Source organism: Brevibacillus sp. B_LB10_24 (assembly GCF_046036945.1).
Lineage (GTDB): Bacteria > Bacillota > Bacilli > Brevibacillales > Brevibacillaceae > Brevibacillus_C.
The window spans coordinates 1-14,404 of record NZ_JBJQOQ010000042.1 but is presented as its reverse complement, the minus strand read 5'-3'; the positions used below and the strand labels follow the sequence as shown (position 1 = coordinate 14,404).

The following is a 14,404-nucleotide window of genomic DNA, read 5'->3' as shown; positions in this document are numbered from 1 at the left end:
CTTAGATGTATCTCACATCGACGTCGCCAACGATCAGCGAGACGATTATTTTCACTTTGCGCGCAGCATCGTCGTAGTGCTCGGCGGTCATGACCACTCGACGGTTCAATCCGCCCTGACGATGCCCGAATACTTCCAAATCCCCTACGGTCACCTCCGCAGATACGGCTGCGGGAAGATCGGCCGGTACGTAGATCGTCACGTCACCCACCCAGCCGTTTACAAACAAAAAGGCCTCTTCTTCGAGGATAATCGCCCGTGACAGGTCAATGACCACATCCCCGACACCGTGCCAAATATGAAGCTGCCGCAGTTCAAAGCGGCCTGATGTCAAGTGATAGTCGCCGATCAGCGAACTGCGGGTCTCTCTATGTGAAGACTCGCCCTCTTTTGCGAAGCCGGGATCGATTCTCATCCGCTGCCCGGAAGCGGGTTCCTTCTCCGCAGGCACCTGCCGGCGAGAGCGAATCAAACGCCATCCAAAGTTAATAAACGCGATCGCGATCGCAATCCCGATCACATCGCCGATGTCAATGTGAAACCACTGATCCAACAAGATGAGCAAGCCGATCCCGCCGACGATTCCGCCCAGCCACCGGCGTCCTCTCGTCCACCAGCGCATGCCGAGATAGACGATCAACAGCGGGAACAGGCTAAATAAGTTAAAATCAATCAGATTAAGCGCGTCAAGAAAAAGACCAAAACCAATAAATACGAGGATGATGCCAGCAATCAATTGATTTAATCGCGATAGTTTCACAGGGTCTTTCCCTCCAAACGCAGCCAGAAGCAATCCATTATTCCTGCAACCGGCAGGTGTACACAAAAGCAGGCGGAACATTGAAAGGCGTAAAGCTGATGCTCACCTTCTTAAATCGTTCTTCCAATTCTGCTTTCATCTGCAGCGAGTACTGAAATGTGACGAATACACCTTCCGGATCCAGCGTTTCCACCACATTGTCGAGAATTTTCGTCCGCACTTCGACTGGAAATACGGCAAACGGCAGCCCGGAAATAATCGCGTCCGCAGGCTGCAGGTTCATCTCTTTTACATAGCTGGCCAAATGAACCGCTTCCGATTGAATGAGTATTCCCGGAAAACGTTCTTTCAGCATCTGCTGAAACCGCGGGTCCTGTTCCACGACAAAAAAATTCGTCTCCGGACGCTTCAGCCGCAGGATCGCTTCCGTAAAAACACCCGTTCCCGGCCCCAATTCGACAATGGTTTTGGCAGAGACCCACGGAACGTTTTTCATCATTAGCCGGCATAAAAATTTCGAACTGGGAGCAACGCTTCCCACACGGGTAGGATTAGAGAAAAAACGTCGCAAGAAGACGAGAAAATCTGACACAGGGCAAACCTCCTAGGGGAAAAGCAGCCCGCTTTTTACGGGCTGCCGAGACTATCAAATCTTGCTATCGGGACAGGTGATCGCCTTGCTCTTCCTGTCTGGTTTCGTCTGTTTTTTTGTCGAACAGCCGCTCTTTGCGCAACGCCAGCTCCTGATCGATATCGTCTGCTTCTAACGCGTCGAGTGAAGAATGCAGACTGCGGCGGCCTTCGTTCCAATGTCCGGTGAGCTCTGCTTCCGCTTCCATCCGCATGACTTTTTCTTCCATACGGCTAAAGCCGCGGGTCGCGCTTTCACAGCCTATACCATTTATTACGTGATTCAGGTGCTTTTGGGTACGGGCTACTTGCGCCCTGGACATCAACGTGTATTTTTTCGCTCTCATCTTGTAGAACTCGTCTTTTAACTGCGCCAGTTTTTCTCGCATTTGCCCTGCTGCTTCTCGGGCCGAGTGGTACAGCGCTTCGTTTTCGGAAGCCCGGGTTTCAAAGTATTTTTTGTCAATCAGGGCGCGGCGGGCCAGTTCATCTTCCCCTTCGCCAAGCGCCAGGTTGATCTGCCGCTCCCGCTTCTCCACCATCCTCAAGGCTTCTTCCCACTGCTGGCGAAACTTCTTTTCCAGCGCGACTTGCCGGGCCACGGCTACTTCAGCTCGTCCAATCTCCGACTCCATGTCACGCATATACTGGGTCAGCATCACTGCCGGATCTTCCATCGAATCGATCACATCATTGACCGAAGCTACTGTTAAATCACGCAATCTCTTTATGATACCCATGTAAATTCCTCCTCATTTTATCATTACGGTATAGCGGGTCAAGATATTTTCCTTCTACATTTTTCAAGGACGGCGAGACCGCAGATCGTCTTCCCACGAATCCAGGGTGTCCTCCTTAAGTACGCTCCTCGCCCACTTGCGTTCATAGTACGAAACCTCTTCTGCAGACGGTTCCGGATGGCTCCTGATCAGGCGATACCCGAGATAGAGTATCCCGACGGCGATCAATGTGCTGAACAGCAGATGAACCTTGCCGGTCAGCATCAAGATGCCGAAGAAGACCAGGAATGCCCCCCAGATGCGGCCGCCTGTCGATTTGGCTGCGAGCAGCTTGCTCCCGCCCCAGAAGATGACAGCTCCCGAGATGAGAAAGCCCAGCAGTCCTTTGACAAACCCCAAGTGGCCAAGCAAGATGACTACTCCGAGGAACAGCAGCGCGGTTCCGAGAAGCAGCTTCCCCGACCGCTCACTCATCGAACATCCCTCCGTTTTCTTCTTTAACTCTTGCTCACAACTTTATTGTAGACGACCTGTTTTGCGAGTATAACGGACGGGCGATTGGTTTTTGCGTCCGTCCGAAGGCGGAGAAGCACGTCCTGCCAAAATCGGACAAGCCCGCCGAAAGCGTCAAGCGACGAAGAAACCTGCTGTGCGTTTCGGTAATATGACAGGAAATTGTGACGAAATTTTGAACGATTACGCAAAATAGAGGAAATCCTTGGACAACCTCGAATTATTTTGTTCATTGTGTAAAAAAAAATCGAAAAAAGCCGAATTCCATCATGGAAGCGGGGGAACCAATGTTTTGGGGTGAGTAGCTGTTTCGACAGTTTAGGGAATCCTTTCGCCCGAACCCTTCAGCTAACCTCGCAGGCTTAAGGAAGGAGCAGCTTCATTGCGTATGCGTAAGTTTGTTTGTTCATTGATTTTGGCTGGAGTGCTTGCCAGCGGAGCCGGTTCGGTGTTTGCAGCGGAAAACCCGCTTATGGGCACCATCGAAAACCTTTACGGCGTTCCGTATAAAACGGCAGGAACCACCACCAAAGGGTTTGACTGCTCCGGTTTTACACAATACGTCTTTCAAGCGTTAGACGTCGAGATTCCCCACTCTTCCGCATCACAGTACGAGTTAGGGACCGCTGTCTCCAAAGACGAATTGCAGCCAGGAGATCTGGTGTTCTTCAACACCAATGGCCACAGCATCTCCCATGTGGGAATCTACATCGGCGACAACATGTTCGCCCACTCCGAAACCGGTAAAGGGGTTACCAAGACTTCGCTGAACGATCCCTACTACTGGAGCAAGCGTTACGTCGGAGCAAAACGAGTAGCTATTCCGGCACTGGAAAAAGCACAAGAAGATAGCAAAGAGAAAACGGAAAACTAACTTTAGAAGTCAGAGGGTAAGCGCCTCTGGCTTTTTCTGACGAAATTTAGTACCAGATCCCAAGATAACCTCATAGGAATTCCCCTACAGACTGTTATTACCACTGTGTATTCTTTCGTTTCGTGATATGATGGGAATGAGAATGTGACTTTGCAGTTGGAGGGGATATAGATTGAAAGAAGAACACATTCTTGTGGTTGACGACAATCAGGAGATCACCGATCTTCTCCAAGATATATTCGAGAGCGAAGGTATGAAGGTATCGATTGCAAACAGCGGCGCCCAAGCGCTTTCCTTGTTGGAAAACGGACTGCATCCGGATCTCATCCTGCTCGATATCATGATGCCGGGCATCAGCGGATACGAGCTTTGCGCCCAAATTCGCCGCGAGTGGGAAATGCCCATCCTCTTTTTAAGCGCAAAAGGAAAGGCTGTCGACAAGGTGGTGGGCTTTGAAATCGGAGCCGACGATTATATTACCAAGCCCTTCGATACCGAGGAGCTGCTAGCAAGAGTTCGCGCCCACCTGCGACGGTTTGAACGGATTCGCCATATCGGGCAGCGCGAAAACACCAAGCAGGAAGCTGCAGCGGCGATGAGCCAGCTTTCCTTTAAGGGGCTCGAAATCAACAAAGAAACGTATACCGTCTACGTCAATGACGAAAAGGTAGACCTTTCGACAAAAGAATTTCAGCTATTGGCCTTTTTAGCCGAGAATCCGGGCATCGTCTTTACCCGCGAGGAAATCTACGACCGCGTCTGGGGATACGGATACGGCTCGCTCAACACGGTCACGGTACACATCAAAAACCTGCGCGAAAAGCTGGAAAAGGATCGGACATTTATCAAGACCCAATGGGGAACCGGCTACGTTTTCATAGGGGAGCGTATTTGAGATGAGAATCGGCACGAAGCTGTTCTTGTCTTTTTTTGCGATTATTTTGTTTCATCTGTTAACGTATCAACTCATCTTTAAAAACATCATCGTCGAGCAGATCAAAAATGACCGCTACGAGCAGTTTTTAAGCGAAAAAGTGGCGGCCCAGCGCGTGCAAATCAATCAGCTGATGCGGACGAACTCTTTCAAAGACCCGCTTGAAATGCATGAACTCAGCTCTGAGCTGCCAGAAGATCTGATGTACAAGGTTACGGTGGAAGACGCCAATGGGACGACCCTCTATACAAAGGTCTCCCAAGCCTACAGTCTGAAGGGGCCCAACAAAAAAGAAGTGGCAGAATACTACTTTCAGCATGACCCGGGCAGCCAGGAGCGCACCGTGATCACATTCTATACCGATGAATCAGACATCCTCGCCTCCAAAGGGGTTTCGATGTCGGTCTGGTACATCTACGGCAGCATCCTGCTCCTCGGACTGGTCTTCATGTTCATACTGGTTCGCTGGATCCTGCGCCCGGTCGGCGAGCTTTCGCTGGTCACACAGGAGATCAAGGACGGCAAACGGTACGTCTCCTTCTCCTACAAGGCGAATGACGAATTCGGCCAATTGTTTCAATACTTTACCGATATGGTGGAAGAATTGCGCAACGCCGAAGAGCGGCAGCAGGAACTGATCGCTGCCATCGCCCACGACTTTCGCACGCCGCTGACGACGATCAAAGGGTACGCCTCCTTCATCGGTTCTGGAAGGGTCACGGATATGGAACGGATTCAAAACCAGATGAAAAAGATCGGGGGAAAAGTAAACGATCTGGAAAAACTGCTGGATGAACTGCAGGATTTCAGCTACCAAAGCAGGCAGCTCCCGCTTGTGCTAAGCCGGATTCACCTGTGGCCTTTTGTCCAAAACATCGCCGAGGAATACGAGGCGAAGGCGCAGGAAGCCGGTTTGCGTTTTGGATGCAAGATCCGGGTGTCCAAAGAACTGCGCATTGAAGCAGATGAGACCAAGCTCCGCAGGGTTTTGGAAAATTTGCTAAATAACGCCATTTACTACAACAAGCCGGAGGGGGCCATCCTTTTGACCTGTGATCAGCGGGAACGTTACGTGCTGTTCTCTGTCATCGATAAGGGGGAAGGAATTGCCGAGGAGGACATCAACAAGGTATTTGCCAAGTTTTACCGCGCAGACAAGTCGCGCAATCGAAATACCGGCGGAACGGGGCTGGGGCTGGCCATTTGCCAAAGCATTGTGCAGCGGCACGGCGGCGAGCTGTCTGTCATCAGCCAGTTGGGGGAAGGCAGCTGCTTCTCCTTTACGCTTCCCTTCCACCAGTAAGAATGTGGCCTTGCACGCACGCGGCATCTCCGCAGCCGACCTGACGGAGATGCCGTTTTCTTTGTCTGGAGCAGCAGGCTCATTCGCTGAGGCGAACCAGCGACACCACGGTGTGGTCAATCAGATCGCGCAAATCGCCGATGTTGCCCTCATCGATCTTGCGGTGAAAGTCGAGCGTGATTTTGTTCTCATAGATGTCGGGAGGCCAACGCAACGGCCTATGCTCATCCAGCCTCGCCGAGATCCGTTGGGTGATGTGCGGGCGGTCTCCCCAAATCTCGTTTAAAATGCCGACGATCTCACTCGTCTCTCCCTCTACATCTTGAACATATGTATAAAAATGGATACAAACCGTGCAGCCGATATGTTCTGTCAGCGGCTGTTCCAGCAGCTCCCCGGCGATATCGGCCAGTGATGTTCGCAGTTGGAATTGCGCTGTCACCTCTCGTTTGCCGGCTGGTGCTCCCTCAGGCAGGCGAAAATCGATTTGAAACAGCCGCTGGTACACCGCTGTATCAATCAGATCGGCACGGGATGTGACGAGGATGTCACCGTCAAAATCGCGGTCGTATACCGCTCCCTCCAAAACAACTTTGATATTGTCAAACACAAGGGGGTGAAACATCTGCATTTTCCTCTCCTGACGAAGTGTGGTCTTTTTATCATGCCCGCTTTCACAGGCGCCGGCAAGCAAAAAAAATCCACTTCCCGGGTCCGGGTAAAGTGGTGTTTTGCGGCATTTCGCTTAGCGTCCGCGTACATTTTCTTTTTCCAAACGCTCTTCCTGGCAGTGAAAGCATTCCGGCATGTAGGATTCCGCTTGGTCCACCATCGGATTTCCGCAGACGACACAGCATTTTTTCGGCAACGTAGCGAAGAAAGTACGAACAGCCATCATGTTAAGGCCCCCTCAGTTGATCTTGATGTCATTGTATTATAACAACAGGGATTATTCAAAACCTTGTTATATTACATTACAGCCGTTTATCGCCGCAAAACGTGCAGAATCTTCGTTATTCTTTGCTGCACTCTGTATTGTAACTAAGTTAAGTTTTTTCTTTCTGTATTAATACAAAAAAGCGGAATACTGTAAAGTACTCCGCCCTACACTGCCTCGTATAACTCTTCGTAACGCTTGCTGATCTCCTCTTGGCTCAAACCCAGTTCACGCAGCCGGTTGATCATTGCTCCCGTCCAGATCCCGGTGCGCTCCTCCATTTTTTTGTACTTCTTCGCGTCCTTGGTGCGGCGCTTCGCCCGATCTTCGCTGTTCGCCTTCAGGTTATCGAGGATAAACAGCATCTTCAAGCCTTGTTCCTCATCGAGCTGCTGCCATCCATCATTCAAAAAGCTGACGACCTCTTTATAATAGCGGTCAAATTCCTCGAAAGAAATCTCGGTATCCATGTTCAGGAATTCTTTCATTTGGTCAAATAAAGCGTCTACCATCCAACCCATCCCTTTCATTTGCTCTGCAACCCATTATATTGAAAATGCCTCGGAAAGTCTATTCCGTTGTACTAGGAGAATCAGCCCAAGTTTCTGTATAATAATGAAGCAAATGGATGAAGGAGCGAACAGCCTGATGAACAAACGCCTACAAGAGACCGATGCCCCGCTGCGTCCGGGACAGCAGGTGACCTTAACCATAAAAAGCCTCGGCATTAATGGAGAAGGCATCGGCTATTACAAGAAAAAAATTGTATTCGTCCCCGCAGCTCTCCCCGGGGAAGTGGTATATGCGGAAATCACCAGCGTGCAGGAACGCTACGCCACGGCACGACTGGTCAAACTGAAAGAGCGCTCCACGGACCGCGTTCAGCCCCCCTGCCCGCTGTATGAAGCCTGCGGGGGCTGCAGCCTGCAGCATCTCGACTATCAGGCGCAGCTGGCGAGCAAGCAAGCCCTGGTTGTCGAAGCGCTGCAAAAGTACGCAAAGCTGAACGATCCTCCGGTGCGGCCGACAATCGGCATGACGGATCCCTGGAAGTACCGGAATAAAGCGCAATTACAAGTCGGGCAGCAAGCCGGGAGGCTGGTGGCCGGATTGTACAAAAGTGGCAGTCACGAGCTTGTCGACCTGGAGGGCTGTCTGATCCAGCACCCCGCCACCAACGAGATTACCGAGAAAGCCAAGCAGGTCATAACCGCACTCGGCATCCCCAGCTACGACGAGCGGAAGCGGACAGGCGTCATTCGCACGATCGTCTCCCGCGTCGCCTTCTCCACTGGTGAGACACAGCTCACGCTGGTCACGGCGACCGATGAGATTCCCCACCTGAAGGAGCTGATCCTGGAGCTGCGCTACCACTTGCCGTCGCTGGTCAGCATCGTGCAGAACGTCAATCCGAAAAAAACCTCGCTCGTCTTCGGAGAGACCACCAAAGTCCTGTGGGGGAAACCGTCGATTGCCGAAAAGCTGGGCGATTTGTCGTTCGACCTGTCGGCGCGGGCTTTTTTTCAGTTGAATCCGGAGCAGACAGCCAAGCTGTACAATGAAGTGAAGGAAGCTGCCGGACTTGGCGGCGAGGAGAACGTCTTGGACCTGTACTGCGGGACAGGGACGATTTCCCTGTGGCTGGCCCCCTATGCCCGGGAAGTCAGGGGGATCGAGATCATCCCCGAAGCGGTGGAAGACGCCCGCCGAAACGCCAAGAACAACGGCATCGGCAACGCTCATTTTTACGTGGGACGAGCAGAAGTCCTCATGCCCAAGTGGGCCAAACAAGGAGTGAAGCCGGATGTCGTGGTGGTTGATCCGCCGCGGACCGGTTTGGATGCCGCTCTGATCAACAGTCTGTTGGATGTTCGACCGGGGCGAATTGTTTACGTCTCTTGCAATCCTTCGACGCTGGCGAAGGATTTGAGCCGGCTGCTGGGGAGGTATGAGTTGAAGTATGTGCAGCCGGTTGATATGTTTCCGCATACGGCGCATGTGGAGTGTTGCTCACTGTTAGTCAGAAAGACTAATAGTTGAGGTGTATTGGCGTATACAGCAACGGAGCGGGAATTGTCCCGCTTCTTTTTTTGACCATAAGTTCAATTAGGGGCGGCTATTGATAGTCGTCCTTTGTTGTACCCTCACCTAGTCCTAACGAAATCGTTATTGCTTCTGAGCCGAAGGTAAGGCTTATCATACCCGCCTGACATTTTTGCAAATTTGAATATCAAGTTAGCACCGCTGCTAAACCTTTGCGGTCAGATCGCCGTAGGTGATGGTATCGGTAGAGATACAAGCAGTTAGCAAACGGTTAAACATCTGACCTCCAAACTGCCGACGATTGGTTCGAAAGCAGAATTCATTCAAATAGGATTGCAGATGCTTGGAATCTAATCCATGAAATGTGCCGCCAATAAAGGCTTTGGCGTTGGAAATCATCGTATGCAGCCACTTCAAGTGATCAGGATTATCCTTTACATTGAACTTGATTGGTTGGTGGTCAAATTCTTCAGCGAGTGCGTTATAAGACCGATATGCGTCGCTACTGATCGATGAACCTGGCTCGATGTGCAGTTTCGCAAACTCAACCAGCGTCTTACCTATCACATCTTGAATCACTTCACTTGTTCCTTACTAAATCTCGCCATGGGTGTCATCCTCTCAAACCATCCTTCTCTTATTGTAATAGGGTTTGAGAGTTTACACAGAATATTTTACAGTCCCAAATAGAACATTCCGAAACCTTCCAAGACCTAAATCGTAGTGATTTTTAAGGAAGGAGGTATTACGTTGAAAAAATACTTATTGTTTGCAGGGAGTTTTAGTATAGCTTTTTTAGTAGTCCAAATATTATCAGGAATATTATTAACGATGTTTTACACACCCAGCATGCCATGGGAAAAGGCATCAACTTTATCGTCCCAAGTTGAGTTTGGAACTACAAGTTCTATTCCGCCCCTTGTTATATCCTTAATCGCTTTGGGAATTGCTTTTGGTACTACCAAGTTAATCAACAAAAAGGCAGTATAATTAGTGAATGCTCCCACCGCCTGAAGAATCGGGGGCTTCTTGTTTCGACGATCGTTTCACATTGATTTGCGTCACATTCGTCCGGTCGAAAGGACGGTGTGCATGCATGCGGACAAAGCCGATTTTGGGCAGATAGACGAATCCGTCGCGNTTTCACGCCGATGTTGGCCATCCACCCGTCCGCATACCGTTTCACATTGATTTGCGTCACATTCGTCCGGTCGAAAGGACGGTGTGCATGCATGCGGACAAAGCCGATTTTGGGCAGATAGACGAATCCGTCGCGGGCGAATGTCTTGCTTACCGCACCAGGCTGCGGGTGCGTAAAGGAGAGGTACCGGTCAGTCGCCTTGTAACGGGGAAAGCCCGCCTCCCCGCGAAAGAAACGCTGATAAGCATCATCCAGACGCCGCAAGCAATCCTGGAGCACTTGCGAATGAACTTCCTTGTATGCGGGGAATTCCCTCTTGAAGGCGGGCAATTCATTCTGCTGCATGGCATAAGTGACGGTTTTGCCCTCTTGGTTGTAGGCGGTATCCCGTTGTTCCTTGACCCGATTGTACAACTTCCGGCACAAGTCCAACGTTCGAATCATGAGCTGTTCCTGTTCGGGAGTCGGATCGAGTCGAAACGGAAACGTGATCTGCACGAAGGATCACCACCTTAATAGGAACATACATTCCTATCATACCACAAAAACCTCCGTCAGTCGTCTCTCTCTTAGAAAATGAGACAGCTTTTTTGACGCTGGACGACTCAGGCAATAGACAAGTGCATGTAGGCTTCGCCTAACCGAGATTCATCCCCTACCTGCAGAGGAAGGGGATGAATCTCGGAAACATATTAAAAAAAGACCAGAATTCAATCCCTGGTCCTCAGATTTAGAACATCTTTTTCTATATTTACTAGTTGAACTACGGTTCTACCTTCGGCCTTGCAGCTGCCCAGGACAATCCGGAGGAAGGACAGCTACTGGCGAAGCCGGCGGGCCGCCGGGAAGAGGATCGACATCATGGCAGCAAGCTTCACTCCATTTGAAACTTGTATCCCTTTCCTATTATATTCACAATGATATCGACCCCCGCCGCTTTCTTTAGCTTGCGTCTTACATTGCTCAAATGCACGCGAATTGCGTTAGTGAAAGGATTTACCTGTTCCCCCCAGATATGTTCCAGCATATCTTCCAGCGAGACAATTTCGGGATGGCGATAAGACATATACTGCAAAACATCAAATTCCTTCGAGGTTAGTTCAATCTCTTGACCGTCGTAGGTGACTCGATGAGCGCCTGGATCAATTTCCAATGGGCCGATACGGATGACGGGACTCATTTTATTGAAGCTCCTTCTCAGTACCGCATACATGCGCGAGAGCAGTTCACGAAAATCAAATGGCTTGACTACGTAATCATCGGCGCCGATATCCAGGCCATTGATTCGATCCGACACTTTATCATTGGCCGTTAGCATGATGACTGCTGAATTAACCTCATGTGCCCTGATGCTTTTGCATACCTCCAGTCCTGTTTTGCCGGGAAGATTGATGTCCAGGATGATCAGATCGTATTCGTTGACCAGTGCTTTCTCCTCACCGTCGATCCCATCATAAGAGACATCGACGGCGAATTTTTGTTTTCTAAGCCCGAGAGCCAAAAGATCATTCAGTTCTTTCTCGTCTTCGATCACCAGAACGCGCATGTAATCTCCCCTCCTTTCATTCCACTTTTAAGGGAAGCAGTCGCCCGTTCTGAATCGTCCATATTTCATCGCAGCTTGCAGCTACCTCTTTGGAGTGAGTCACAATGATCACGCATTTCTTTTCCTCATGGGCTATTTTTTTCAACAAGTCGATAATCATCTCTTGATTTGCTTCGTCCAAATTCCCCGTAGGTTCATCGGCCAGTACCAGATCAGACTGGGATACCAAGGCTCTGGCAATCGCAACACGCTGCTGCTCTCCGCCGCTTAGATGAACGGAGCGTTTATGTGCCTTCTGCCTATCGATCCCTACTTGCTCCAAGATCTCGACAGATTTCTTGTTCATATCTCCTGGATATCCATTAACGGTAAGCCCTAACTGTACGTTCTCAATCGCAGTGTAATGGGCAATCAGATTATAGTGCTGGAAAATAATGCTGATCTTGCTGCTGCGGTATTCGTCGCGATCGATCTCGCGCAGATTCTTCTCTTTAAAATAGATGGCGCCCTCTGTCGGGTGATCCAATCCGGCAAGCAATGACAGCAAGGTCGTCTTCCCGGACCCCGATTGTCCGACGATCGCATAGGTCTTCCCTTGGACGAATTCGCCGGTTGCTTCTTGAATGACGTAGGATGCACCTTTGGATTGCGCATACCTGTATTTCACATGATTCAAAGTGATAACTTTATCCATTGCTGGTCCCCTCCTATTTGTCGCTCGCCAGGATTTTGATCGGCTCGTAACGCACAATCATATAACTTGCGGTAACGGTTCCGGCAGTGGTAATGAGCAAGCCCATTAACACGATGAGCAGATAAGTGCTGGCATCCAGTGACGAATCGACTGCCTGGAGCCCTTGAGCACTCCAATCAAAGCCCTGCATCGACGCCTGCAGCTGGTCATTGGCGGCAATCTCATGCTTCATGAGCTGCCCATTCACCGTTCCCGCGGCAGCATGCCCGACGCCCAAGCCAATCGCCAGCGCGAGTACGGTAATCACCAGCGATTCTGCGATTAGCTGACACACGATCGTTGGTTTCCTGAATCCTAATGAGCGTAAGACCCCGATCTCTTTCTTCCGCTCACGGGCCGCTACCGCCATGATCAAAATCATTATCGCTGCTCCTGCAATCAAAACCGATTTGATGGTCAGTTCGGCGAATGATTTCATGTTTTCAAGCGGCGCTAACAGGGGTTTGAGCATGATGTCATTCGAGACAAAGTAGTAATGGTCTGTACCCAGTTTTTCTTCTCCTTGTTTGATGAAGCGATCAATATAGTTGGCGTCCTTCAGATAAAAGGTGGCGTAAGCAATCGTCAAATCCTTTTGGCCGCTCTCTTCTTTTGCGTTCTTCAAAAAGCCGTAGGGCGCATAGAGCATGGCGAGAGGGTTTTGCGATGTTTCGGCATTTTGCCTGAAGATCCCCACCACCTTCACTTCCTTGACGGCGTCTATACTAATCAAATGGACCTTAAAAGTATCGCCTACCTTCAGCTTGGCGTGTTTTGCCATATTCTCGTCGATGACGACGACGGGCGAGCCTTTTTTCATCTCTTCCTCGTTATAGAAACGGCCGTCAACCACCTTCCAATTTCCGTTGGCGAAGTTCTCGATCCGGTCTGGTTTTTGGCTGGTTAATATACTGCCGTTGACCGGAAGCTCCTTCCCGTGCATGTTGACAGTAGCAAAAACAAAATCCTCCAGTCCGGGCAGATCAATCGAGACAGAATCCCCCATGAAAAAGTCGTAATCACCTACATCCTCCGTGAGGACACTTTTCGCTATCTCATCCGTCAGCTCATTCTTTTCAAAACTGGAATCGGGATAAAGTTGGACTTGATTCCCTGCTTCATTGCGAATTTTCCTGATGCTCTGTTCCGCTCCCTCTTTCACGGTAAAACCGATCACCGAGAGAATGACCACGATCGATAGCACCGCAATCATTAAAGCGCTGCGGCCGTATAATCTAAGCAGGTTTTTCATCGACCTGGATACCAAATTCATGTTTATCACACCCTTTTACTTTTCGCTCGCAAGAATTTTGATCGGTTCATAACGCACAATCATAGAACAGGACGTAAGTGTTCCCGCGCTTGTGATCAGCAAAGCCATCCATACGACCAGCAGGTAGGTGGAGATTCCGAGCGACGGGTAGACTGCTTCAATGACTTGCCCGCTGAGGTCGAAGCCTTGCATCGAATGCTGCATCTGTTCATTCACTTTCATCCCCTGGTTCAATAGCTGCTGGCTTGCGGCATCAGAGGCAACCTGCCCCACAGCCAAACCGATTACGAGCGCCATCAACTCAACTGCCAGTGCTTCTGTCACAAACTGGAGCATCACGGTCGATTTCTTGAATCCCAAAGAACGCAAGATCCCAATCTCTTTTTTCCGTTCACGCGTAATTATGGCCATGAGCAACATCATCACAGCCGCCCCGGCAATCAGAACCGCTTTTATGGCAAGATCAGCAAACGAACGTATATTCTCGAACGGAGCCAAAAGGCGTTTTAACATTACATCATTTGCCGTAAATTGAAATTTGGGGCCTGCTTTTTCTTTGCCTTGTTCGATAAAGCGATCGACAAACGAGACATCCTTCAGATAGAAAGTGGCACTGCCAATCGTGATTTGATTGATTCCGCTTTCTGTTAATACGTTTCTCAAAAAACGGTAAGGCGTGTACATATTGGTCAAAAGATTAAGGTTTACCTTTTCCGCATTTTTTCGATAAATGCCGATCACGGTCACTTCTTTTGTCGCATCCGCATCATAAAAATAGATGCCGAAGCGATCCCCTACTTTTAGCTGAAAGCGGTTCGCCATTTCTTCATCAATCACCACTACGGGGGCACCGCTTTTCTGCTCTGCTTCATTGTAGAAGCGGCCATCAATCACTTCCCACTTCCCGTTGGCAAAATTCTCGATACGTTCCGGCTTTTAAGCCCCGAAATTGGATTTGAGTCATACCCCCTTATCTT

Annotated in this window: 17 protein-coding genes, 1 pseudogene and 1 riboswitch; of the genes and pseudogenes, 5 read left to right on the top strand and 13 right to left on the bottom strand. The window is 49.9% G+C overall.

Annotation, left to right across the window (positions count from 1 at the left end; genetic code table 11):
* Position 1 precedes the first annotated feature (1 nt).
* The 4 genes from liaF to ACI7RC_RS24705 form a co-directional block, all read right to left on the bottom strand.
* Positions 2–760: a cell wall-active antibiotics response protein LiaF gene (liaF, locus tag ACI7RC_RS24720; RefSeq protein ID WP_408110844.1), complete on the bottom strand. Its 759-nt coding sequence runs from the start codon at positions 758–760 to the stop codon at positions 2–4.
* Between the two features lie 37 nt (positions 761–797).
* Complete coding sequence (locus ACI7RC_RS24715) at positions 798–1,352, bottom strand: class I SAM-dependent methyltransferase (protein ID WP_408110843.1); 555 nt, start codon at positions 1,350–1,352, stop codon at positions 798–800.
* 64 nt (positions 1,353–1,416) lie between these two features.
* A complete protein-coding gene (locus ACI7RC_RS24710; RefSeq protein ID WP_408110842.1) occupies positions 1,417–2,130 on the bottom strand; it encodes a PspA/IM30 family protein in 714 nt (237 codons plus the stop codon).
* Between the two features lie 63 nt (positions 2,131–2,193).
* On the bottom strand, positions 2,194–2,604 hold the full coding sequence (locus ACI7RC_RS24705; protein WP_408110841.1) for a hypothetical protein: 411 nt from the start codon (positions 2,602–2,604) through the stop codon (positions 2,194–2,196).
* A 284-nt stretch (positions 2,605–2,888) separates the two neighbouring features.
* Positions 2,889–3,019: riboswitch (cyclic di-AMP (ydaO/yuaA leader) on the top strand.
* Positions 3,020–3,031: 12 nt separating this feature from the next.
* Here ACI7RC_RS24705 and ACI7RC_RS24700 point away from each other — a divergent pair.
* The 3 genes from ACI7RC_RS24700 (at position 3,032) to ACI7RC_RS24690 (ending at position 5,754) form a co-directional block, all read left to right on the top strand.
* On the top strand, positions 3,032–3,517 hold the full coding sequence (locus ACI7RC_RS24700; RefSeq protein ID WP_408110840.1) for a C40 family peptidase: 486 nt from the start codon (positions 3,032–3,034) through the stop codon (positions 3,515–3,517).
* A 172-nt stretch (positions 3,518–3,689) separates the two neighbouring features.
* Complete coding sequence (locus ACI7RC_RS24695; RefSeq protein WP_408110839.1) at positions 3,690–4,412, top strand: response regulator transcription factor; 723 nt, start codon at positions 3,690–3,692, stop codon at positions 4,410–4,412.
* A gap of 1 nt (position 4,413) precedes the next feature.
* The gene (locus ACI7RC_RS24690; protein WP_408110838.1) at positions 4,414–5,754 is read left to right on the top strand and encodes a sensor histidine kinase; all 1,341 of its coding nucleotides are present in this window, start codon (positions 4,414–4,416) and stop codon (positions 5,752–5,754) included.
* Positions 5,755–5,833: 79 nt separating this feature from the next.
* Here ACI7RC_RS24690 and ACI7RC_RS24685 read toward each other — a convergent pair whose 3' ends face one another.
* The 3 genes from ACI7RC_RS24685 to ACI7RC_RS24675 form a co-directional block, all read right to left on the bottom strand.
* On the bottom strand, positions 5,834–6,379 hold the full coding sequence (locus tag ACI7RC_RS24685; RefSeq protein ID WP_408110880.1) for a hypothetical protein: 546 nt from the start codon (positions 6,377–6,379) through the stop codon (positions 5,834–5,836).
* Between the two features lie 120 nt (positions 6,380–6,499).
* On the bottom strand, positions 6,500–6,652 hold the full coding sequence (yhfH, locus tag ACI7RC_RS24680) for a protein YhfH (protein WP_408110837.1): 153 nt from the start codon (positions 6,650–6,652) through the stop codon (positions 6,500–6,502).
* A gap of 206 nt (positions 6,653–6,858) precedes the next feature.
* Positions 6,859–7,221 (bottom strand): hypothetical protein, encoded by a 363-nt coding sequence (locus ACI7RC_RS24675; RefSeq protein ID WP_408110836.1) that lies wholly within the window; start codon positions 7,219–7,221, stop codon positions 6,859–6,861.
* Positions 7,222–7,339: 118 nt separating this feature from the next.
* Between ACI7RC_RS24675 and rlmD the strand changes: the two genes are divergently transcribed.
* Positions 7,340–8,731: a 23S rRNA (uracil(1939)-C(5))-methyltransferase RlmD gene (gene rlmD / locus ACI7RC_RS24670; protein WP_408110835.1), complete on the top strand. Its 1,392-nt coding sequence runs from the start codon at positions 7,340–7,342 to the stop codon at positions 8,729–8,731.
* Positions 8,732–8,938: 207 nt separating this feature from the next.
* On the opposite strand, the pseudogene ACI7RC_RS24665 reads toward rlmD, so the two are convergent.
* A pseudogene (locus ACI7RC_RS24665) lies at positions 8,939–9,316 on the bottom strand (IS1595 family transposase); the annotation flags it as partial.
* Between the two features lie 168 nt (positions 9,317–9,484).
* Between ACI7RC_RS24665 and ACI7RC_RS24660 the strand changes: the two are divergent.
* Complete coding sequence (locus tag ACI7RC_RS24660) at positions 9,485–9,724, top strand: hypothetical protein (RefSeq protein ID WP_408110834.1); 240 nt, start codon at positions 9,485–9,487, stop codon at positions 9,722–9,724.
* Here ACI7RC_RS24660 and ACI7RC_RS24655 read toward each other — a convergent pair.
* The 5 genes from ACI7RC_RS24655 to ACI7RC_RS24635 all read right to left on the bottom strand — a co-directional run bounded on the left by ACI7RC_RS24655 (position 9,705) and on the right by ACI7RC_RS24635 (position 14,351).
* Positions 9,705–10,373 (bottom strand): RNA-guided endonuclease InsQ/TnpB family protein, encoded by a 669-nt coding sequence (locus ACI7RC_RS24655; RefSeq protein WP_408110833.1) that lies wholly within the window; start codon positions 10,371–10,373, stop codon positions 9,705–9,707. The two genes, ACI7RC_RS24660 and ACI7RC_RS24655, sit on opposite strands and share 20 nt — an antisense overlap.
* 376 nt (positions 10,374–10,749) lie before the next feature.
* Positions 10,750–11,421 carry a response regulator transcription factor gene (locus ACI7RC_RS24650; protein ID WP_408110832.1) on the bottom strand — a complete coding sequence of 224 codons (672 nt, stop codon included), beginning with the start codon at positions 11,419–11,421 and terminating at the stop codon, positions 10,750–10,752.
* Positions 11,422–11,437: 16 nt separating this feature from the next.
* A complete protein-coding gene (locus tag ACI7RC_RS24645) occupies positions 11,438–12,115 on the bottom strand; it encodes an ABC transporter ATP-binding protein (RefSeq protein WP_408110831.1) in 678 nt (225 codons plus the stop codon).
* A gap of 13 nt (positions 12,116–12,128) precedes the next feature.
* Positions 12,129–13,427 (bottom strand): ABC transporter permease, encoded by a 1,299-nt coding sequence (locus ACI7RC_RS24640; RefSeq protein WP_408110830.1) that lies wholly within the window; start codon positions 13,425–13,427, stop codon positions 12,129–12,131.
* 15 nt (positions 13,428–13,442) lie between these two features.
* Positions 13,443–14,351, bottom strand: coding sequence for an ABC transporter permease (locus ACI7RC_RS24635; protein ID WP_408110879.1), 909 nt, complete (start codon positions 14,349–14,351; stop codon positions 13,443–13,445).
* Positions 14,352–14,404 lie beyond the last annotated feature (53 nt).